General features: G+C 67.9%; 15 protein-coding genes and 2 pseudogenes. 4 read left to right on the plus strand and 13 right to left on the minus strand.

Annotation, left to right across the window (positions count from 1 at the left end; translation table 11 throughout):
* Nucleotide 1 precedes the first annotated feature (1 nt).
* The 3 genes from astA to WT16_RS11485 are packed head-to-tail and all read right to left on the minus strand — an operon-like array spanning nucleotide 2 to nucleotide 3,400.
* A complete protein-coding gene (gene astA / locus WT16_RS11475) occupies nucleotides 2–1,042 on the minus strand; it encodes an arginine N-succinyltransferase (protein WP_063533377.1) in 1,041 nt (346 codons plus the stop codon).
* A complete protein-coding gene (aruF, locus tag WT16_RS11480) occupies nucleotides 1,039–2,109 on the minus strand; it encodes an arginine/ornithine succinyltransferase subunit alpha (RefSeq protein ID WP_063533378.1) in 1,071 nt (356 codons plus the stop codon). The genes astA and aruF overlap by 4 nt, the downstream gene beginning before the upstream one ends.
* 55 nt (nucleotides 2,110–2,164) lie before the next feature.
* Nucleotides 2,165–3,400 carry an aspartate aminotransferase family protein gene (locus WT16_RS11485; protein ID WP_063533379.1) on the minus strand — a complete coding sequence of 412 codons (1,236 nt, stop codon included), beginning with the start codon at nucleotides 3,398–3,400 and terminating at the stop codon, nucleotides 2,165–2,167.
* Between the two features lie 169 nt (nucleotides 3,401–3,569).
* Between WT16_RS11485 and WT16_RS35590 the strand changes: the two are divergent.
* Nucleotides 3,570–3,659, plus strand: a pseudogene (locus WT16_RS35590) (ion transporter); the annotation flags it as partial.
* A 393-nt stretch (nucleotides 3,660–4,052) separates the two neighbouring features.
* Here the strand turns inward: WT16_RS35590 and WT16_RS11490 are convergent.
* From WT16_RS11490 to hpnI, 9 genes and pseudogenes are all read right to left on the minus strand, one after another.
* Complete coding sequence (locus WT16_RS11490) at nucleotides 4,053–5,090, minus strand: GlxA family transcriptional regulator (protein WP_009913099.1); 1,038 nt, start codon at nucleotides 5,088–5,090, stop codon at nucleotides 4,053–4,055.
* A gap of 27 nt (nucleotides 5,091–5,117) precedes the next feature.
* A complete protein-coding gene (locus WT16_RS11495) occupies nucleotides 5,118–5,912 on the minus strand; it encodes an ABC transporter ATP-binding protein (protein WP_059933943.1) in 795 nt (264 codons plus the stop codon).
* Between the two features lie 21 nt (nucleotides 5,913–5,933).
* On the minus strand, nucleotides 5,934–6,647 hold the full coding sequence (locus WT16_RS11500) for an ABC transporter permease (protein ID WP_015600859.1): 714 nt from the start codon (nucleotides 6,645–6,647) through the stop codon (nucleotides 5,934–5,936).
* On the minus strand, nucleotides 6,644–7,333 hold the full coding sequence (gene hisQ / locus WT16_RS11505) for a histidine ABC transporter permease HisQ (RefSeq protein WP_006025846.1): 690 nt from the start codon (nucleotides 7,331–7,333) through the stop codon (nucleotides 6,644–6,646). Before hisQ ends, WT16_RS11500 begins: the two co-directional genes overlap by 4 nt.
* A 279-nt stretch (nucleotides 7,334–7,612) precedes the next feature.
* A complete protein-coding gene (locus WT16_RS11510; protein ID WP_006025845.1) occupies nucleotides 7,613–8,203 on the minus strand; it encodes a hypothetical protein in 591 nt (196 codons plus the stop codon).
* A gap of 304 nt (nucleotides 8,204–8,507) precedes the next feature.
* Nucleotides 8,508–9,554, minus strand: a complete 1,047-nt coding sequence (locus tag WT16_RS11515; RefSeq protein WP_063533380.1) for an HpnL family protein — start codon at nucleotides 9,552–9,554, stop codon at nucleotides 8,508–8,510.
* Nucleotides 9,551–10,440, minus strand: a pseudogene (hpnK, locus tag WT16_RS11520) (hopanoid biosynthesis-associated protein HpnK). The gene WT16_RS11515 and the pseudogene hpnK overlap by 4 nt, the downstream one beginning before the upstream one ends.
* A 3-nt stretch (nucleotides 10,441–10,443) precedes the next feature.
* Complete coding sequence (gene hpnJ / locus WT16_RS11525) at nucleotides 10,444–11,865, minus strand: hopanoid biosynthesis associated radical SAM protein HpnJ (protein WP_015600896.1); 1,422 nt, start codon at nucleotides 11,863–11,865, stop codon at nucleotides 10,444–10,446.
* Nucleotides 11,866–11,978: 113 nt separating this feature from the next.
* Nucleotides 11,979–13,157, minus strand: coding sequence for a bacteriohopanetetrol glucosamine biosynthesis glycosyltransferase HpnI (hpnI, locus tag WT16_RS11530; protein WP_006025841.1), 1,179 nt, complete (start codon nucleotides 13,155–13,157; stop codon nucleotides 11,979–11,981).
* Between the two features lie 676 nt (nucleotides 13,158–13,833).
* Between hpnI and WT16_RS11535 the strand changes: the two genes are divergently transcribed.
* The gene (locus tag WT16_RS11535; RefSeq protein ID WP_059933950.1) at nucleotides 13,834–14,844 is read left to right on the plus strand and encodes an LLM class flavin-dependent oxidoreductase; all 1,011 of its coding nucleotides are present in this window, start codon (nucleotides 13,834–13,836) and stop codon (nucleotides 14,842–14,844) included.
* Between the two features lie 101 nt (nucleotides 14,845–14,945).
* Here WT16_RS11535 and WT16_RS11540 read toward each other — a convergent pair whose 3' ends face one another.
* Nucleotides 14,946–16,082 carry an alpha/beta hydrolase gene (locus WT16_RS11540; RefSeq protein WP_197486468.1) on the minus strand — a complete coding sequence of 379 codons (1,137 nt, stop codon included), beginning with the start codon at nucleotides 16,080–16,082 and terminating at the stop codon, nucleotides 14,946–14,948.
* Nucleotides 16,083–16,289: 207 nt separating this feature from the next.
* Here WT16_RS11540 and pdxY point away from each other — a divergent pair, with 207 nt between their 5' ends.
* Together pdxY and WT16_RS11550 are read left to right on the plus strand one after the other, a co-directional pair.
* On the plus strand, nucleotides 16,290–17,153 hold the full coding sequence (gene pdxY, locus WT16_RS11545; RefSeq protein ID WP_006025838.1) for a pyridoxal kinase PdxY: 864 nt from the start codon (nucleotides 16,290–16,292) through the stop codon (nucleotides 17,151–17,153).
* 462 nt (nucleotides 17,154–17,615) lie between these two features.
* Nucleotides 17,616–19,718 (plus strand): phospholipase C, phosphocholine-specific, encoded by a 2,103-nt coding sequence (locus tag WT16_RS11550; protein ID WP_015600326.1) that lies wholly within the window; start codon nucleotides 17,616–17,618, stop codon nucleotides 19,716–19,718.
* The last annotated feature ends 520 nt before the right edge of the window (nucleotides 19,719–20,238 follow it).

The following is a 20,238-nucleotide window of genomic DNA, read 5'->3' on the forward strand; positions in this document are numbered from 1 at the left end:
GTTATCCCTGTTTCGGTTTGAGCGGCAGCACGCGCACGGGATCGCCCGCGCTCACGCGCAGCGCGGCGGCGTCCTCGGCCGACAGCGTGAACGCGCCTTCGTCGACGAGCCCCGGCGCGATGCCGACGCGAAAATCGGTGAGCGACGTGTTCGACACGAGCGAGCGCGGCACGTTGTCTTGCCCTTCGCGCCCTTCGCGCGAGCCGATCGCGACCGGCACGACGACGCTCTCGCGCACCGTGCGCAGATCCGACACGTGGCATTCGAGCACGGGGCCCGCGTCGAAGATGTCGACATGGTTCTGATAGCGCAGCCCTTCCGCTTCGAGCATCTTGCGCGCGGGCAGCGTGTCGCGGTGCGTGACGCCGATCACGTCCTGCGCGTCCTGCGGCAGCAGGTCGACGTACACCGGAAAGCGCGGCATCAGCTCCGCGAGGAACGACTTGCGGCCGTGCGAGCTCAGATAGTCGGCGGCGTTGAAGTCGATCTGATAGAAATGCGAACCGACCGCGCGCCAGAACGGCGACGTGCCGTCGTCGTCGAAGTGCCCGCGCAGCTCCGCGCAGATGCGCTCCGGAAAGCGTTCGCGAAACTGCGCGATGAACATGAAGCGCGAGCGCGACAGGAGGCCGCCGACGCCGCCCGTGCGGTAGCGCGGGCTCAGGAACAGCGAGCACACTTCCGCGTAGCCCGTCAGGTCGTGCGAGATGTTCAGCAGCGACATCTTCGTCCACACGCCGAGATCCTGGCTCGCGTGGACGACGGTGCTCACGCGGTAGTTGTAGAACGGCTGCGCGAGGCCGACTTCGGTTTCGATGCCGCATACGCCGGCGATGTCGCCCGACTGCGAATCCTCCATCACGAAGAAGTAGCCGGCTTCGGCGGGCGGCGCGAGATTGCCGAGCGTGCGGCGCGTGCGCTCGATGCGCGCGGCGAGCGCGTCGCGGTCCGGCTTGAACGTGGTGAGGCCCGGTCCGGTTTCCTGCGCGAGCGCGACGAGCGCGTCCACGTCGCCCGTTTGTACGACCCGAACGACGATCATGCTGCGTCTCCTGGTTGGTCCGTCGGTTGGTCCACCGGTTGGCCGTCGCGCTGATGCAGCGGCACGCAGCGCACCGTGTCGCCGTCGGCGACGCCGAGCGCCGTGCGCGCATCGGCGGGCAGCGGCGCGTCGGCGCTGTCGGCGGGCAAGTCCGCGAGCACGCAGCGGAACGCGTCGCCGCGCCCGCTCGACAGCAGATACGTGGCGCCGCCTTGCGCGCGCGCCGCCTCGCGCACCGTGCGATCGGCGTGCTTCGTCACGCACGCGGTGCGGTCGACCTGCGCGGTCAGCACGGGGCCGGCGTCGAAGATGTCGACATAGCGGTCCGGCTCGAAGCCTTCTTCGAGATGGATGTCGTACGCGAGGAGCGCATGCTCGTTCGGCTCGCCGAGCACGCGTTGCGCGGCTTCGGGCAAGAGCGGCACATAGAGCGGATAGGTCGGCATCACTTCGGCGATGAACGTGCGGCTGCGGCCGCCCGATTCGATCTCGACCGCGGCGAAGTCGCGCCCGAAGAACTTGCGGCCCACCGCTTCCCAGAACGGCGACGCGCCCGTCTCGTCGGTGACGCCGAGCAGCAGCGAGAACACCTCGGGCGTGAAGCGGCTGCGATTCGCGGCGATGTACATCATCCGTGCGCGCGAGAGCAGGTGCGCGGCGGCGTCGCCGCGCAGCGACGGATCGACATAGAAGCCGGCGAGCCGGCTCTTGCCCGTCAATTCGTGCGACATCGTGAGCGCGTGGATCTTGCGGTTCACGTGCAGCTCGCGCGACGCGTGGATCAGCGCGTCGTTGCGAAACGCGTAGAACGGCTCCGAGTAGCCGGCCGCGGCGACGACGCTCGCGGTGCCGAGCAGCTTGCCTGTGGCGCTGTCCTCGAGCACGAACAGATAGAACTCCTCGCCGGGGAAGTCGACTTCCGCGCGAAACGAGTCCTCGGAAAGCGCGACGCGCGCTTCGAGCGCCGCGCGGTCGTGCGGCAGCGAGTGCAGCACGGGTTGCGCGGTGCGCGCCATCTGCGCGAGCGCGTCGAGATCGGCGAGTTTGCCGGGGCGTACGAAGAGCATCGTCGTTCCTGTCTACGTCAGCGATTGGGCTGCTTGGGGGCGGCTCAGGGTCGGCTTAGCGCGACGCGGTTTCGGCTTGCGCGGCGAGCACCTGCTCGACGGCCTTCCCGAAGCGCGCGAGGCCTTCGTCGAGCACGTCGAGCGGAATCACGAGCGATGGCGCGAAGCGCAGCACGTTCGGGCCGGCGATCAGCATGATGACGCCGTGCTCGGCCGCGGCCGACACGAAGTCCTTCGCGCGGCCGTCGAGTGCGTCGACGAGCTCGGCGCCGATCAGGAGGCCCTTGCCGCGAACCTCCTTGAAGAGCTTGAAGCGCGCGTTGATTTTTTCGAGCGTGGCCGTGAGGCGCGCGCTGCGTTCGTTGACGCCTTCGAGGAGCGCGGGATCGCTGACGAGCTCGACGACCTTGTCGGCGATCGCCGACGCGAGCGGATTGCCGCCGTATGTCGTGCCGTGCACGCCGACCTTGAAGTGCGCGGCGAGCGCTTCGGTGGTGAGCATCGCGCCGATCGGGAAGCCGTTGCCGAGCGCTTTCGCGGTGGTCAGGATGTCGGGTGTGACGCCCGTGTCCATGTACGCGTAGAAGTGGCCGGTGCGGCCGACGCCCGTTTGCACTTCGTCGAAGATGAGGAGTGCGCCGTGCGCGTCGCACGCTTCGCGCAGCGCCTCGAGGAAGGCGGGATCGGCGGGAATGACGCCGCCCTCGCCCTGGATCGGCTCGACGATGACCGCGCAGGTCCTCGGGCCGATCGCGGCCTGGGCGGTGGCGATGTCGTTGAACGGCAGATGCTTGATGCCTTCCGGCACGGGGCCGAAGCCTTCGGAGTACTTCGACTGGCCGCCGACGCTGACGGTGAAGAACGTGCGGCCGTGGAACGACTGGAGAAACGACACGATTTCGTACTTGTCGGCGCCGTGGCGTTCGAACGCGACGCGGCGCGCGAGCTTGAGGGCGGCCTCGTTGGCTTCGGCGCCGGAGTTTGCGAAGAATGCGCGGTCGGCGAACGTGAGCGATTCGAGACGCTTCGCGAGGCGCAGGACGGGCTCGTTCGTGTAGCCGTTGCCGATGTGCCAGAGCTTGCGGCTTTGCTCGTCGAGCACCTTGAGGAGTTCCGGATGACCGTGGCCGAGCGCGGTGACGGCGATGCCGCCGGCGAAATCGACATAATCGCGGCCTTCCGTGTCCCAGACGCGCGAGCCCTCGCCGCGATCGGGGACGAACGGCGCGGGCGAGAACACCGGCACCATCACTTCATCGAAAGTCTGACGGGACACGTTCGGGCTCTTCATGACGATTCCTTTCGTTTCGTAAGAGGTAACAGATTCAAGTTTAGGCAACGTCGCGGGATGCGTCTTGCGCAATTGCGACGGGATTTATCGGAGGGGGCTTTTGCCACCTTTTTCGGTGGGGGATGGTTTCTTGGTCGGTCATTTGTGTGTGTTGCGTGAATGGCCTGTGATGTTTTCGGTCTATTGGCGTCGCCCCTCCCCGGGGCGGGGGTCACTTTTCTTTGTCTTGCCAAAGAAAAGTAACCAAAAGAAAGGCGCGTCCTTGGGCGGACAGCAAAGGGAGCTACGCTCCCTCTTCCCGCCAGCTTTCCCGCTCGATTCGCTGTACCCGTCGTCCGAGCGCAGCGAGGATGGAGCGGCGGGAGGTATACCGCTCTGGTGAACGGTTCGACGACACCGACCCTGCGCGATCCCCTTGGCGTTCTTGTCTGACGCGACTCGTTAGGGGCTGTGCCAGTTTGCTGGAGCCTGGCAACGTAGGCCGGGGCCGAAAAAGCGCCTTTCTTTTGGTTACTTTTCTTTGGCAAGACAAAGAAAAGTGACCCCCGCCCCGGGGAGGGGCGACGCCAATAGACCGAAAACATCACAGGCCATTCACGCCCCCCCAAAAGCAACACCCAAAACTGCCACAAAAAAACGCCCCGACGACCACTCAATCCCCATCGCTGGGCCGCTCGACCAGCGCCCCCGCCCGAGGCGGCTCGACGCCCCCATGCTGCTTCTCGAGCCAGGCCCGCCGATCTTCACGCGGCGTCACCCCGAACCGCTCCCGATAAGCATTGGAGAAATGCGCAGCAGAAGAAAACCCACAAGCAAGACTCACCTGCACGACGGACTTGCTCGTGCGCTGCAACTGCGTGCGGGCCTTCAGGAGCCGCAAATTGAGGTAATACTTGGACGGCATCGCGCCGAGATATTGTCTGAAGAGCCGCTCGAGCTGCCTGCGCGACACGCCGACGAGCCCCGCAATCTCGTCGGTCGCGAGCGGGTCCTCGATGTTCGCCTCCATCAGCAGCAACGCATCGTTCAACCGCGGGTGCCGCTCGCCCGGCGCCGTCACGAATGGAATCCGCTGGCGCGCCTCGCCGCTTCTGAGCGGCCCCGTGCCGAGCGCATCCGCAATCCGCTCCGCCAGCTCCGGCCCCTGGTCGCGGCCGATCATCGCCAGCATGAAGTCGACGCTCGCCTGGCCGCCCGCGCATGTCGCGCGATCGCGGTCGATCTCGAAGATCTGCTGCGTGACGATCGAGCGCTCGAACTGTTCGGCGAACTGCTGGTACGTCTCCCAGTTCACGCTGACCCGGTAGCCCGACAGTTGCCCCGCCATCGCGAGCCACCATACGCCGTGATGGATGCCCGTCACGAGCGGCGTGCGCTGGCCGACCCGCGCGAGGCTCGCGAGAAAAAGCCGGTAGTCGGCGAACTGCTGGAACCGCTCGCTCACGACGATCAGCCAGTCGCAGACGATCGCATCGTTGAACGCCGCGTCCGCGTGCCATTGCGCGCCGCCCGCAAGCGGCACCGCACGTCCGTCCCACGAGCACACCCGCCAGCGGTACAGCAGACGCCCGTCGATCTCGTTCGCGAGATTCAGCGCGTCGACGATCGGCCCGACACCCGACATCGACACGGGCGGCAATGCAACGATCGCCACCTGTATCGTGCGCGCGGGGCTGCCTGGGCGATTCACGGACGTCACGACCTGCCGCGTCGGCCGTTACTTGAGGCTGCCCGACAGGAACTGCTTCAGGCGCTCGCTCTTCGTGCCGCCGAACACCTCGGCAGGCGCGCCTTCCTCCTCGACGCGACCCTGGTGCAGAAACATCACGTGATTCGACACGTTGCGCGCAAAGCCCATCTCGTGCGTGACGACGATCATCGTCCGCCCTTCCTCCGCGAGCTTCTGCATCACCTTCAGCACTTCGCCGACCAGCTCCGGATCGAGCGCCGACGTCGGCTCGTCGAACAGCATCACGTCCGGGTGCATCGCCAGCGCGCGCGCAATCGCGACGCGCTGCTGCTGGCCGCCCGACAAATGCGACGGATACTGCTTCTCCACCCGCGGCGCGAGACCGACCTTCTCCAGATATTCGCGCGCGCGCCCCTCCGCCTCGCGCCTCGAAATCCCCAGCACGTGCACGGGCGCTTCCATCACGTTCTCCAGCACGTTCATGTGCGACCACAGATTGAAGTGCTGGAACACCATCGCGAGCTTCGTGCGAATCCGCTGCAGTTGCTTGTGATCGGCGACTTCGAGATTGCCCGCGCGATCGGTCTTCGTGCGCACCGTCTCGCCGTCGACGACGATCTGACCCGCGTTCGGCCGCTCGAGGAAGTTGATGCAGCGCAGGAACGTGCTCTTGCCCGAGCCGCTCGCGCCGATGATGCTGATCACGTCGCCCGCCTTCGCGTTCAGCGACACGCCCTTGAGCACCTCGTTGTCGCCGTAGCGCTTGTGGATGTCCCGTGCCTCGAGCTTGCACGCGGCATTCGTGGTCGTGGTCTCTGCCAACTGGCTCTCCCTGGAGTGAAATCAATGACGGCCGGCCGCGAGATACGCGAGCCAGTGGCGCTCGGCCCGACGAAAGGCCGCGACGAGTGCGAACGATACCGCAAGATAGATCAGCGCGGCGATTCCGAACGACTGGAACGCCATGTACGTCGCCGAATTCGCGTCGCGCGCGACCTTCAGGATATCGGGCACGGTCGCCGTGAACGCAACCGTCGTCGCGTGCAGCATCAGGATCACCTCGTTGCTGTAGAGCGGCAATGCGCGGCGCAGCGAAGACGGCAGGATCACCCGGCGATACATCGTGAACGGGCCCATTCCGTACGCGCGCGCCGCCTCCACCTCGCCGTGCGCAATCGCGCGGATCGCGCCCGCGAAGATTTCGGTCGTGTACGCGCAGGTGTTCAGCGCGAACGCGAGAATCGCGCAGTTGAAGCCGCTCCTGAAGAACGCGTCGAGGAACGCGTGATCGCGAACGAACGCGAGGCTGTACATCCCCGTGTAGATGAGGAGCAACTGCACGTAGAGCGGCGTGCCGCGGAACACGTACGTGTAGAAGCGCACGGGCGTCGACAGCCAGCGCTTCTTCGACACCCGCGCAACCGCGAGCGGCACCGCGCAGACGAAGCCGATCGCGATCGACGCGACGAGCAGCCACAGCGTGACGGCGAGCCCCGACACGCGCTGGCCGTCCCAGTAGAGGAACGCGCGCCCGAATTCCTGGAGAATCTCGATCATAGTTCCGCGTGCCTCACGCCGATGGAATAACGCTTCTCGAGCTGCTTGAGCACGAGATTGGAGGCCGTCGTGATCGCCAGATAGACGAGCGCCGCGACGAGAATGAAGAAGAACATGTTGAACGTGCTCTTGCCCGCGTCCTGCGCGGCTTTCACGATGTCGGCGAGACCGATGATCGACACGAGCGCGGTCGCCTTCACGAGCACCTGCCAGTTGTTGCCGATGCCGGGCAGCGCGAAGCGCATCATCTGCGGAAACATGATCCGCACGAACACGCGCATCCCGCCCATCCCGTACGCGCTGCCCGCCTCGAGCTGACCGCGCGGCACCGCGAGGAACGCGCCGCGGAACGTCTCGGTGAAATACGCGCCGTAGATGAACCCGAGCGTCAGCACGCCGGCGACGAACGGATCGATGTCGATCTGATCCCAGTTCATCAGATCGGTGAACTGGTTGAGCCAGATCTGGATGCTGTAGAACAGCAGCAGCATCAGCACGAGATCGGGCACCGAGCGGATGAGCGTCGTGTAGCCCGTCGCGATCGCGCGCAGCACGCGATTGTGCGAGAGCTTCGCGATCGCGCCGGCGAGGCCGAGCAGCACCGCCGCCGCGAGCGACAGCACCGACAGCTCGATCGTCTGCACGGTGCCCGCCCAGATGAGCGGACCAAAGCCGTATAGGAACACGCTTGTCTCCGTGATCGTGAGGGGGGGGAACGGCGCGCGGATGACTGCGCCGGTTTGACGCGGATAGTCGCAAGCGAAAAAAAACCGCTCAAATGGCGGTGACGCGCGATGCTGCGTTGCAACATCACACCGACGCCGCCGCGCGCGGCGCGCACAGCACTGTTTTAGCGGGGTAAACGTCGGTTCCGTGCGTTGCCGGCCGCGCGCCGTCTGCGGCTTTTTTGCAAGTTTCGGGTCGCTTTTGCGATAGAGCCGACGGGGTCGGCGGGCGAGCGGCGCTCAGTGCCCCTTCAGGATGTCGGAGCGCGAAGTCGTGTAGACGAGCCCATCCGGCCCGAAATGGACGTTGAAGAACGCGTCCTGATTGACGCCGTCCTCGAGCCAGCGCCAGCTCCACACCGTCTCCGGCTTGAGCGGGTAGCGCGCGACCTCGGTCGGCTTGCCAAGCAGACGCCGCACCTCGTCCTGCGTCATGCCCGAGCGGATCTTCGCGAAGTTCGCGGCCGTCAGCACCTGCGTCGCGGCGACGAAGCGGCCGTTCGCGTCGATGTCGACCATGTACGTCTCGTTGCCCATCGGGCCGCGCGGGTATTCGAGCCGCTTCGAGCCGTCGGTGTAGGCGCGCTCCGTCTCGGGCCGCCCCATCTGGCTGCGGATCTCGGCCTCGGTCGTCACGCCGGGCGTGAGCCCCTTGAGGAACAGCGGCGCGGGCTTGATCGCGTTGAAGAAATCCTTGAATCGCTGCACGGTCTGCTCGCTTTGCTGATCGTCGCAACCGGCGAGCGCGAGCGCCGCGCCGAGCATCGCGACAGGGAGGATACGGAATCGGAACATCGTCATCGGGAAACGGCGCGTCTTCGCGCGTGACATCGAACACGCGCGCAAGCATAACGCACCGCGGCCGTCGCACACGGAAAGCACGATTCGGCGCGGCGAGCGGGCGGGCGATTCCCCCCGGGGCCGGGGCGGGAAAGGAGGAAAATCGGAAACCCGTCGACCGCATGGCCGAGGGATCGCCACCGAAGGAAGCGCTGGGCGCGCACGAGGGCCGCGCCTTTGAGCCACCGAGCCGCCGAGCCGCCGAGCCGCCGAGCCGCCGAGCCACCGGACCATCGATCCGCCGCGCCCACGAGTCAACGCCCGAACGAAAGCGCCCCGCCGCTCGGCCGCGCGCTCACAGCATGGGCTCGGCCTGCCGCTCGCGCCGCGCCTCGGCGGCCGCGACGCGCGCCGCGCGCCGCGCATGGCTGCGAATCCGCCGCCGCGTGCGCGACAGCTCGACGAATTGCCACGACCCGAGCGCAAGCGCGCCGAACAGCAGCTCGCGCACGCGCTTGACGAGCGCGAGCGACAGCGCCGCCTCGCGGCCGACGCCGAACATCTGCGCGAGCAGCACGACGGTCGCCTCCTGCACGCCGAGACCGCCCGGCACCATGAACGCCGCATGCCGCACCGCCTGCGTCATCGCCTCGATCGCGATCGCGCCGCCGATCGACACCGGGTGGCCGAGCAGCGCGAGCGCCCAATAGATCTCGAGCGCGCCGGCGACATAACCCGCGAGCTGCCAGAAGAACGCGCGGAACAGCAGGCCCGCGCGCGACATCAGCGCATCGATGTCGGCGTCGAGGCGCTTGCCGTCGACGCCCTGCAACAGCCGGTGCGAATCGCCGAGCAGCCGGCTCGCGAAGCGCTCGATCGCATGGAAGACGCCGCCGCGCCGCATCAGCACGAATCCGAGCACGGGGATCGGCAGCGACAGCACGAGCCCGACGCCGATCGTCCTCGCGCCGACGCTCTCCTGCGTCGCGGCGAGCAGCAGCACGAGCCCGAGCGCGGCGAACGCGTACTGGACGGCGATCGTCACGAGCACCTCGACGATCACCGACGCCGTCACGCGGCTCGCATCGGGCACGCGCCAACGCGCGAGCCGGATGCCGGCGATCTCGCCGCCGACGCCGACGACGGGCAACAGCCGGTTCACCGCCTCGCGCACGGTCGCGATCCACCAGAGGAACGGCAGCGACGCGCGCTTGTCGAGCAGCAGACGCCACGCGTGCGCGTCGAGCAGCAGCGGCAGCCCGTGGAACGGCACAAGCCACAGCAGCGCGAAGCCGGCCTGGCCGATCACGCGACCGACGTCGCCGACGCCCTCGCGCACGACGAGCGCGAGCAGGATCGCAATCCCGATCGGCCAGCCGAGCCATTTGATCCAGCGGGTCATGACGGCTGCGCTCCGCTCATCCGCGCGCCGCGCGCGGCATCCGTGCGCGCGCGCCGCCGTCGAACACGTCGGCGAAGCCGCCGCACGCGACGCCCGCCGCCTGCACCGCGGCCGCGACGCGCGGCGACAGCAGCGCGGCGAGCTCGTCGGCCGGCCGGTAGTCGCGCATCGACGGCGTGATCGGGCCGTCGCCCGCCTCGGCCGGATGGGAATAGATCTCGCCGACGCCCGCGGGCAGCTTCGCGAGCGCGGCGAGCAGCGCCGCCTCGTCCATCGCGCCCGAGTGCTCGATGCCGACGACGTAATCGTTGTGCGCGATGCCCGCGCGGTCGAGCCGCGCGCGCACGAGCGCGATCCACGGCTTCAGCCAGAACGGCGTCGACGGCTCGCACGGCAGCCGCATCGCGGAGAGCCCGAACTCGCGGCCGATGTCGACGATCATCGACAGCACGGTCGGATGCAGATGGAAATGCTTGTGCGTGTTCACGTGATCGAGCGCGAGCCCGGTCGCCGCGAACGCGTCGAACTGCGCGCGGATCTCGCGGCGCAGTTGCGCCCGCACATGCGGCAGGAAGAAGAAGCGGCAGCCGTCCTTCGCCATCGCGTCGCGAAAGCGCCCGTCGGGACCGACGAGCGCGGGGATCTCGCGCGCGGGCAGCGTCGCGGGCCCGTCGGCAAGCACGACGTGCAGGCCGACGGCGAGCGACGGCAGGCGCTTCGCGCGCTCGACCGCGTCGCGCGCGGCCGGCGCGCCGACCATCAGGCTCGCGGCCGAGAGCACGCCGTCGCGATGCGCGCGCTCGACGGCCGCATTGACCCGCTCATGCAGGCCGAAGTCGTCCGCCGTGAAGATCAGCGCACGCGGCGCCGCGCCGGAAGCCGCCACCGATCACGCCTCATGCGCGCGCAGGAAACGGAAGAACTCGACGCCCTCGCGCAAACGGCGCTTCATCATCTCCCAGCTCGTCAGCATTTCGCGGAGGATTTCCCAGATCTTCGACGGGCGGAAGTAGAACTCGCGATAGAAGTGCTCGAGCTCGTGATAGATCTCCTCCTTCGGCAGGTGCGGATAGCCGATCGCGGCGAGCTGCACGCCTTCCTTGCTGACGAGGTTGATCGTCTTGTTCTCTTCCATCCAGCCGTTCTCGATCGCCTGGTTGTACAGGCGCGTGCCAGGATACGGCGCGGCGAGCGACACCTGGATCGTGTGCGGATTGATTTCCTTCGCGTACTCGATCGTCTTCTTGATCGTTTCCTTCGTCTCGCCCGGCAGGCCGAGGATGAAGGTGCCGTGGATCTTGATGCCGAGCTTCCTGCAATCTTCATTGAAGCGGCGCGCGATGTCGGTGCGCAGGCCCTTCTTGATGTTCAGCAGGATCTGGTCGTCGCCCGACTCGTAGCCGACGAGCAGCAGCCTCAGGCCGTTCTCCTTCATGATCTTCAGCGTCGAATACGGGACGTTCGCCTTCGCGTTGCACGACCACGTGACGCCGAGCTTGCCGAGCCCGCGTGCGATTTCCTCGACGCGCGGCTTGAAGTCGGTGAACGTGTCGTCGTCGAACATGATCTCCTTGACTTCCGGCATGTTGTCGCGAATCCACTTCACTTCCGCGAGCACGCTCTCGACCGAGCGCGTGCGATAGCGATGGCCACCGACCGTCTGCGGCCACAGGCAGAACGTGCACTTCGAGCGGCAGCCGCGGCCCGTGTAGATCGACACGTACGGGTAGTTCAGATAGCCGATGAAGTAGTTGTCGATCTTCAGGTCGCGCTTGTAGACGGGCGCGACGAACGGCAGCTCGTCCATGTTCTCGATCATCGGGCGCGCTCCGTTGTGCTCGATCGAGCCGTCCTTCGCGCGGTAGCTCATCCCGAGGATCTCGGCGAACGGCAAGCCTGCCGCGATGTCCTTGCACGTGTAGTCGAATTCCTCGCGGCACACGAAATCGATCGCTTCCGTCGCGGCGAGCGAGTTGTGCGGATCGACCGCGACCTTCGCGCCGACCATGCCGACGAGCATCGACGGCTTCATCTTCTTCAGGTCTTCCGCGAACATCGCGTCGGTCGGGAACGACGGCGTGCTCGTGTGGATGATCACGAGATCGTAGTCCTGCGCGATCTTGAGCGTCTCCTCGACCGACAGGCCGTCGGCGGGCGCGTCGAGGACGCGGCTGCCCGGCACGAGCGCAGCCGGCTGCGCGAGCCAGGTCGGATACCAGAAGGATCGGATCTCGCGCTTCGCCTGGTAGCGGGAGCCCGCGCCGCCGTCGAAGCCGTCGTACGACGGTGCCTGCAAGAACAGCGTTTTCATGAATGCTCCGGTAGCCTGCTGCATAGATATCAATTCGTTCCAGTACAAATGTTTCGAAAAACCGCGGACGGCCCGCCGCCGCCCGCGCATCCGGCATGAGTGCCCGGCACCCGTCAGCGCCCGTCGCCCGCTTCCACGACCGTCGCGCGCGCGTCGCCGCCGACGACCGTCATCCGCGCGCCCCGCCACACGACCTGCGTGCCGAACGCCGCGACGAGCCATTCGAGCGCGAGCAGCGCGTCGCGCACCGGCACGAGCGGCAAGTCCCGCCAGAACGCGCGCCATCCGGCCGAGCCGCGCGCGTGCAGCGCAAGCCGCGCGAGCGCGCCGATCGCGGCCGCCGCGGCGGCCGTCGCGCCCGCCGCCGACGCCGGGCCGAGCCACGCCGCGAGCGCCGCGCCGATCGCGAGCCACGGCGCGGTGAACGTGATGAACAGGAAGGCGAAGCCCGCCGGATTCAGCGAGCGGATCGTGCGCAGCCAGCGCGTCTCGCGCAGCCACAGCGGCGCGAACGACGGCTCCGCGACGTCGGTCGCCACGTTCACCTCGGAGAGCACCGTGCGCCGCCCGAGGCGGCGCGGCAGCTCGGCGAGCCAGTAGTCGTCCGCGAGCTCATCCTTCAGCGCCTTGAAGCCGCCGATCGCGTCGAGCGTCGCGCGCGTCAACGCGAGCGTCGCGCCGAACCCGAACCGGCTCGACCCGCCGAGATGGGTGATCCGGACCGACGGCGCGAACCACGCATCGACGAACTGCGCGCCGATCCGCGTCCAGAAGCCGCCGACGCTGCGCGCATGATACAGGCAAGTGACGACGCCGACCGACGGATCGGCGAGCGGCGCGCTCACGCGCGTCAGATAGTCGGGCTCGACCGCGATGTCGCTGTCGGCGATCACGATGCGGCCGTGGCGCGCGCGCTCGGCGAGATTGACGAGATTGCTGACCTTCAGGTTCGAGCCGTACACGCGCGCGTCGATCACGAGCTCGATATCGCTATCGGGATAGTCGGCCTGCAGCCGGCGCACGACGGCTGCGGCCGGATCGGCGGCCGACGCGACGCCGAACAGCAACTGATAGCGCGGATGCCGCTGCTCGCAGAAGGTCGCGAGGTTTTCATAGAGATGCGGCTCCGATCCGCACAGCGGCTTGAGCACGCTCACGGGCTCGAAGCCGTCGCGCGCGGCCGTACGGGGCACGCGCGGCGCGGGCGCGAACGCGGCGAGCGCCGCATAGCCGCACGATGCGCAAACGAGCGCGAGCAACACCCAACCGACGATGGAAAGCGATTCCGTCATGCCGCGCGCCTCCGGACGATCGGGCGGCGGGCGAAACGGGGATGCGATGCTTCGGCGGGGACGATTTCGAACACGATCCCAACTCCTTTCTGACTGGCTTGCACTTTCAACGACGCGCAACGCACCGGAACCGGCCTGGCGGCCGCTATCCCGAGGCTCCTCGTGCGGCTTTTCGCTGCAAGCGCAGGGAGAATGGAACGGAATCCGTGAGCGCGATTGGTGCGTAGGCCGCGAATTTTAGCAGCGACAAGCCGGCAACGCTTGCCGCGCATGTTGAAAAGCACTGTTTCTGAACGGCAGATCCACGCAGATACGGTCAATTTCCGCGCAATTGCTCCATTGTTAGCGTAAGCGCTTTGCAGGACGCGCGCTGTCCAAAACGTAAGGGTTTCTGTGATTTTTTGTACCAGATGAAATATTCGAGTCAAATCCTCGCTTATTTCGTCGGGTTTCTTACGATTACAGTCTATTACAGAACAATCTTTCGCGAGGCGCCGCGTCACGTCGACACCCCCTTTCGCCCCTGCCGCCGTCAGGGATATCTTTCCCGCCTCCGACGCGATCCGGAACGCTTTGGCACAATCGACGCCATCTGTTGCGTGCGCGCATCATCGCCGGGCAGCGGCGCATGCGCCGGCCCGCGTTCCGTCCCCATGCCATTCGTTCCGCCGTCGCCATGATCCCGTTTTCCGTTCTCGACCTCGCGCCGATTCCCGCCGGCGCCGACGCCGCCCAGGCGTTTCGCCACTCCGCCGATCTCGCTCGGCATGCCGAGCGTCTCGGCTATCGCCGCTACTGGCTCGCCGAGCACCACAACATGCCCGGCATCGCGAGTGCGGCGACCGCCGTCGTGATCGGCCACGTCGCGGGCGCGACGCAGACGATCCGCGTCGGCTCGGGCGGCGTGATGCTGCCGAACCACGCGCCGCTCGTGATTGCCGAGCAGTTCGGCACGCTCGCGTCGCTGTATCCGGGCCGCATCGATCTAGGCCTCGGGCGCGCGCCCGGCACCGATCAGACGACGGCCCGCGCGCTGCGCCGCGACCTGATCGGCAGCGCCGATTCGTTCCCGGACGACGTCGTCGAGCTGCAGCGCTACTTCGCCGCGCCCGCCCCCGGCCAGCGCGTGCGCGCGGTGCCGGGCGCGGGGCTCGACGTGCCGGTCTGGCTGCTCGGCTCGAGCCTCTTCAGCGCGCAGCTCGCCGCGATGCTCGGGCTGCCGTTCGCGTTCGCGTCACATTTCGCGCCGGACTATCTGATGCGCGCGCTCGACGTGTACCGCGCGCAATTCCGGCCGTCCGCCGCGCTCGCGAAACCGTATGCGATGGTCGGCGTGAACGTGTTCGCCGCCGACACCGACGACGACGCGCGCCGCCTCTTCACGTCGCTGCAGCAGCAGTTCCTGAATCTGCGGCGCGGCACGCCCGGGCAACTGCCGCCGCCCGTCGAATCGCTCGACGCGCTCGGCGCGACCGAGCAGGAGCTCGCGAGCGTCGCGCACGCGCTGTCGTTCGCGGCGGTCGGCTCGCGCGACACCGTGCGCGAGCGGCTGCGGCGGATGATCGCGCAGACGGGCGCGGACGAACTGATCGTCGCCGCGCAGATCTTCGATCACGGCGCGCGGGTGCGGTCGTACCAGCTCGCCGCGCAGGTGCGCGACGAGCTTCGCGACGAAGCCGGGGGGTGATGGGGGGAAGACGGCGAGGGCGGCGCGATGGCGATGGCCGCATGGGGGTGATGCGCGGAGTCCAAGTCCAAATGTCCGGGCCCCGCCCCCGCCACGAACGCCTACTCGTTCGCCGAACTCGCCGCGCGCGCGGCGGGCTTCACGTCCGCGAGCCCGTCGAGCAGCGCCTTGTGGAACGTCGCCGGGTCCTGGATCTGCGGCGCGTGGCCGAGCGCCGGGAATTCGTATAGCACCGCGCCCGGAATCGCCGCCTGCGTTCGCTTAGCGAGCGCCGGATAGCGGCCGAGCCTCGCATGCACGTCGGGCGGCGCGACGTCCTTGCCGATCGCGGTCGTGTCCTTGTCGCCGATGAGGAGCAGCGTCGGCACCCTGATCGCGCCGAACTCGTAGAGCACCGGCTGCGTGAAGATCATGTCGTAGACGAGCGCCGAATTCCACGCGACGACGTCGCGCCCCGGTCCGCGATACATGCCGGCCAGCATCTGCACCCAGCGCTCGTACGCGGGCGACCACTCGCCCGCGTAGTACGTGCGCTGCTCGTAGCGGCGAATGCCGTCCGCGGTCGTCTTCAGCTCGCGCGCATACCAGTAGTCGACCGACAGCGGCGGCACGCCGAGCGCCTTCCAGTCCTCGAGGCCGATCGGATTGACGAGCACGAGCTGCTGCGTGTCCTTCGGGTACATCAGCGCGTAGCGCGCCGCGAGCATGCCGCCCGTCGAATGGCCGACGATCGTCGCCTCCTTCACGCCGATCGATTCGAGCAGCGCGTGCGTGTTGTGCGCGAGCTGCTGGAAGCTGTATTGATAGCGCACGGGCTTCGTCGACTTGCAAAAGCCGATCTGGTCGGGCGCGACGACGCGGTAGCCCGCCTTCGCGAGCACGTCGATCGTCTGCTCCCACGTCCCCGCGCAGAAGTTCTTCCCGTGCAGCAGCACGACGGCGCGGCCGTTCGGATGCTCGGGGCGCACGTCGAGATACGCCATCTGCAGCGTCTCGCGCTGCGACGTGAATGCGTAGCGATGCACCGGATACGCGTACGCGAAGCCTTCCAACTGGGCGCCGTACTCGGGGCCGTCGGCCTTCGCGCGCGCGGCGGCGCTCGCCGCACCCACGGCAGGCGCGCTCGCGGCAACCGGCGAAGCGGCGAACGCCGGCGCCTGCGGCATCGCCGCGGCCGCCGCAGCGGCCGCGAACATCGCGGCGAGCCGCGTGAACCACACTATGCGAATCTGGAGCATCGTCGAAGCCGGGAAGAGTGAATGAAGCGATAAAGGAAGCGATGAAGAAAGCGGCTCGCCGGCATCCGTGCAAGCCGCGCGCCATTTTACTTTCGACGGGCTGACGCCTCCCCGGCACTGTATTACTGGATGTTTCCGCGAATGCGGGAAAGTCATGTATCGTTCGACGTAGTCCGACGGGCCCGCCGCGCGCCGGCACACTCGATCATGAAAAACGTCCTCAGCATCCAGTCGCACGTCATCTACGGGCATGCGGGCAACAGCGCCGCAGTGTTTCCGATGCAACGGCTCGGCGTCAACGTCTGGCCGCTCAACACCGTGCAATTGTCGAACCACATGCAGTATGGTCACTGGGCGGGCAGCGCGATCGACGCGGCGAAGATGGAGCAGCTCGTCGACGGCATCGCCGCGATCGGCGCGCTCAAGCGCTGCGACGCGGTTCTCTCGGGCTTCCTCGGCTCGCCCGCGCAGGCGCGCGCGGCGGTCGAGATCGTGCGCACCGTGAAGGCGACGAATCCGAACGCGTGGTACTTCTGCGATCCGGCGATGGGCCAGACGGGCGGCATCCGGCCGGAGCCCGGCGTCGAGGAGTTCATCGTCGCCGAGCTGCCCGAGCTCGCGGACGGCATGGCGCCCAATCACAGCGAGCTGCAAAAGCTTGCCGGACAGCGGATCGAAACGGTCGCCGAGGCGGTCGACGCATGCCGCTCGATCATCCGCCGCGGTCCGCAGGTGATCCTTGTCAAGCATCTGCACGACCGCAACAGCCCCGCCGACCGTTTCAACATGCTCGTCGTCACCGAGACCGAAGCGTGGATCGGCCAGCGGCCGCTGTATGCGTTCCCGCGGCATCCGGTCGGCGTCGGCGACCTGACGAGCGCGATCTTCGTCGCACGCCGGCTGCGCGGCGACAGCGTGCGCGCCGCGTTCGAGCACACGCTCGCCGCCGTGCACGCGGTCGTCAAGGCGACCTACGACGCGCGGCGCTACGAGCTCGAGCTCGTCGCCGCGCAGGACGAGATCGCGCAGCCGAGCGAGTGGTTCGGCGCGTGGATCACGGGCGCGGATTGATGCGCGGCGCGCGCCGGCCCGCGTGTTGATCCGCACGCTCCATCGCGCGCTTGCGTTTCGGCCGCCTCGGCGCAAAGCGTCGTCGCGGCTCTTGCCGCTTCCGCTTTCCTCGCCATCCTCGCCATCGCCGCAGTCATCACAGCCGCCGTCGCCCGCCTCACGGCCACAGCCGCGGCCGCACCCATCGCCCGCCCACTCGCGTCCTCGCGCCGAACCGCATCCGCCGCGCCGCCGCGCACGCCGCATCGACACGGCGCGCGCCATCGCGCCCGAACGCGCGCGCCGGCATCCACGCGCACGCCCGCGCACGTTCATCCGGATGACACCGTTTCCCCGATATCCTCCCGGCGGCGTTGCGCGGCGGCGCTGCCGCGCAAGACGGCATCACGCATCGCGACCATCTTCCCTTCGGCCGCCGCCGCTCCGGCGGTCTCGCCCCACTCCAGACAAGGAAGCGACAACATGACGAATCAGAATCGCCGGGACTTTCTGCGCCTCGCCGCCGGCACGGCGGGCGCGGCCGCGCTGCAGCTCTTTCCGCCCGTGATCCGCGAAGCGCTCGCGATTCCCGCGAACCGCCGCACTGGCACGATTCGCGACATCGAGCACATCGTGATCCTGATGCAGGAAAACCGCTCGTTCGACCATTACTTCGGCAAGCTGCGCGGCGTGCGCGGCTTCGGCGATCCGCGCCCGCTCGTGATGCAGAACGGCAAGTCGGTGTTCCATCAGCCGGTGCTCCTCGGCCCGGCCGAGTTGCTGCCGTTCCATCCGGACGCGTCGAACCTCGGCATGCAGTTCCTGCAGGATCTGCCTCACGGCTGGCAGGACACGCACGGCGCATGGAACAAGGGGCGCTACGACCGCTGGATCGCGAACAAGGGCACGACGACGATGGCGCATCTCGAGCGCGGCGACATCCCGTTCCACTACCAGCTCGCCGACGCGTTCACGATCTGCGACGCGTACCACTGCTCGATCCCGAGCTCGACCGATCCAAACCGCTACTACATGTGGACGGGCTACGTCGGCAACGACGGCGCGGGCGGCGGCCCGGTGCTCGGCAACGAGGAAGCCGGCTACGGCTGGAGCACGTATCCGGAGACGCTCGAGCAGGCGGGCGTGTCGTGGAAGATCTATCAGGACGTCGGCACGGGCCTCGACGCGGCGGGCTCGTGGGGCTGGACGCAGAATCCGTACATCGGCAACTACGGCGACAATTCGCTCCTCTACTTCAACCAGTACCGCAACGCGCAGCCGGGCAGCGCGCTGTACGACAAGGCGCGCACGGGCACGAACGTGAGCGCGGGCGGCACGCTTTTCGACGTGCTGCTGCAGGACGTGAAGAACGGCACGCTGCCGCAGGTGTCGTGGATCTGCGCGCCGGAAGCGTATTCCGAGCACCCGAACTGGCCGGCGAACTACGGCGCGTGGTACGTCGAGCAGGTGCTGAAGGCGCTGACGTCGAACCCGGACGTGTGGAGCAAGACCGCGCTCTTCATCACGTACGACGAGAACGACGGCTTCTTCGATCATGTCGCGCCGCCGTTCGCGCCGCAGTCGCGCGACAACGGGCTGTCGACGGTGTCGACCGCGGGCGAGATCTTCGCGGGCGACGCGACGCACATGGCCGGACCTTACGGGCTCGGGCCGCGCGTGCCGATGCTCGTCGTGTCGCCGTGGACGAAGGGCGGCTGGGTCTGCTCGCAGACGTTCGATCACACGTCGCTGCTGCAATTCATCGAGGCGCGCTTCAACGATCGCTACCCGGTGCGCGCGCCGAACGTGACGCCGTGGCGCCGCGCGGTGTGCGGCGATCTCACGTCCGCATTCGACTTCGCGAGCCCGGACGGCAATTGGCCGCAACTGCCCGACACGAGCGGCTACGCGCCGCCCGATCGCAACCGCCACCCGAGCTACGTGCCGGTGCCGCCCGTCGTGCAGTCGATGCCGAAACAGGAGGCGGGCCTGCGCGCCGCGCGCGCGCTGCCGTACGAGCTCTTCGTGCTCGGCCGCATCGACCAGTCGACCGGCAAGTTCAAGCTGACCTTCGCGAACACGGGCCGCGCGGGCGCGGCGTTCCAGGTGACGGCCGGCAATCGGCTCGACGGCCCGTGGGCGTACACGGTCGAAGCGCGCAAGCGCCTGTCCGACGAGTGGAGCACGGCGCTCACGCTGAGCCTCTACGATCTGACCGTCTACGGCCCGAACGGCTTCCTCTGCCAGTTCCGCGGCTCGACCGCGGCCGCGCTCGGCCTCACCGCGAACCCGGAAGTGATCTACGGTTACGACGTCGCGAACGGCAACATTACGCTGCGCCTGTCGAACCGCGGCCGCGCGGCGGTGCGGCTCACGGTCGCGAACGCGTACGGCAAGGAAAGCCCGCGCGTCTACGAGCTGAAGCCCGGTCAGCGGATCAACGACTACTGGGATCTGCGCGACAGCTACAACTGGTACGACCTGACCGTCTCCGACGGCGCGCCGAACGGCTTCCTGCGCCGCTTCGCGGGGCACGTCGAGACAGGCCGGCCGAGCACGAGCGATCCGCTGATCGCGACGGTCTGAGCGGCGGTCCGAGCGACGCCGCGTGCGTCGCTTCGGCGGCGCACGCGGCCGACGGGACGGGCGCGGGCTGTCGCCCGTCGTGCGGCGGGCGAGCGCACGACGGAGCGCTCGGGCGGCGATCGCCCCGCGCGTCCGGCGAACACGCGGCGAGACGCACGCAGCGCGACGCGTCTCGCCGCGTCATGCCGCGATCGATCGATCACGCGCCGGCGATCCGTCGTACGAAATCGTCCTGAAAGCGGCGGAGCGCATCCCGCCCGCCATATGTCTCCCGCGGTCTCCCGCGCACGCTTTCCCCGCTCGAACCCGATTCCCCGCGTTCTGCCGCAATGCGCCGCGAGCCCCCACCGATGCACGCACGGCGCACTTCGCCAACAGTCTGCAGAATCCAGGCGCCCCCGCCGTTTCGCGCCCGCTCCCGCCATCGCGCGACTATGCGCAAATCCGCACCCGATGCGCCGCAAATCGACAAGACTCGCCCAATTTGGCCTTCTATAAATCGGTTAGCCGGCGCCGCTCC

Origin of the sequence: Burkholderia sp. MSMB1589WGS (genome assembly GCF_001636105.1) — a bacterium.
In the GTDB taxonomy this organism is placed as follows: domain Bacteria; phylum Pseudomonadota; class Gammaproteobacteria; order Burkholderiales; family Burkholderiaceae; genus Burkholderia; species Burkholderia humptydooensis.

Excerpts from the sequence above, each read along its gene's own strand:
- astA (WP_063533377.1), bottom strand. The coding sequence starts at position 1,042 with ATGATCGTCGTTCGGGTCGTACAAACGGGCGACGTGGACGCGCTCGTC.
- aruF (WP_063533378.1), bottom strand. The coding sequence starts at position 2,109 with ATGCTCTTCGTACGCCCCGGCAAACTCGCCGATCTCGACGCGCTCGCG.
- WT16_RS11485 (WP_063533379.1), bottom strand. The coding sequence starts at position 3,400 with ATGAAGAGCCCGAACGTGTCCCGTCAGACTTTCGATGAAGTGATGGTG.
- WT16_RS11500 (WP_015600859.1), bottom strand. The coding sequence starts at position 6,647 with ATGATCGAGATTCTCCAGGAATTCGGGCGCGCGTTCCTCTACTGGGAC.
- WT16_RS11510 (WP_006025845.1), bottom strand. The coding sequence starts at position 8,203 with ATGTCACGCGCGAAGACGCGCCGTTTCCCGATGACGATGTTCCGATTC.
- WT16_RS11515 (WP_063533380.1), bottom strand. The coding sequence starts at position 9,554 with ATGACCCGCTGGATCAAATGGCTCGGCTGGCCGATCGGGATTGCGATC.
- hpnJ (WP_015600896.1), bottom strand. The coding sequence starts at position 11,865 with ATGAAAACGCTGTTCTTGCAGGCACCGTCGTACGACGGCTTCGACGGC.
- hpnI (WP_006025841.1), bottom strand. The coding sequence starts at position 13,157 with ATGACGGAATCGCTTTCCATCGTCGGTTGGGTGTTGCTCGCGCTCGTT.
- WT16_RS11535 (WP_059933950.1), top strand. The coding sequence starts at position 13,834 with ATGATCCCGTTTTCCGTTCTCGACCTCGCGCCGATTCCCGCCGGCGCC.
- WT16_RS11540 (WP_197486468.1), bottom strand. The coding sequence starts at position 16,082 with ATGCTCCAGATTCGCATAGTGTGGTTCACGCGGCTCGCCGCGATGTTC.
- pdxY (WP_006025838.1), top strand. The coding sequence starts at position 16,290 with ATGAAAAACGTCCTCAGCATCCAGTCGCACGTCATCTACGGGCATGCG.
- WT16_RS11550 (WP_015600326.1), top strand. The coding sequence starts at position 17,616 with ATGACGAATCAGAATCGCCGGGACTTTCTGCGCCTCGCCGCCGGCACG.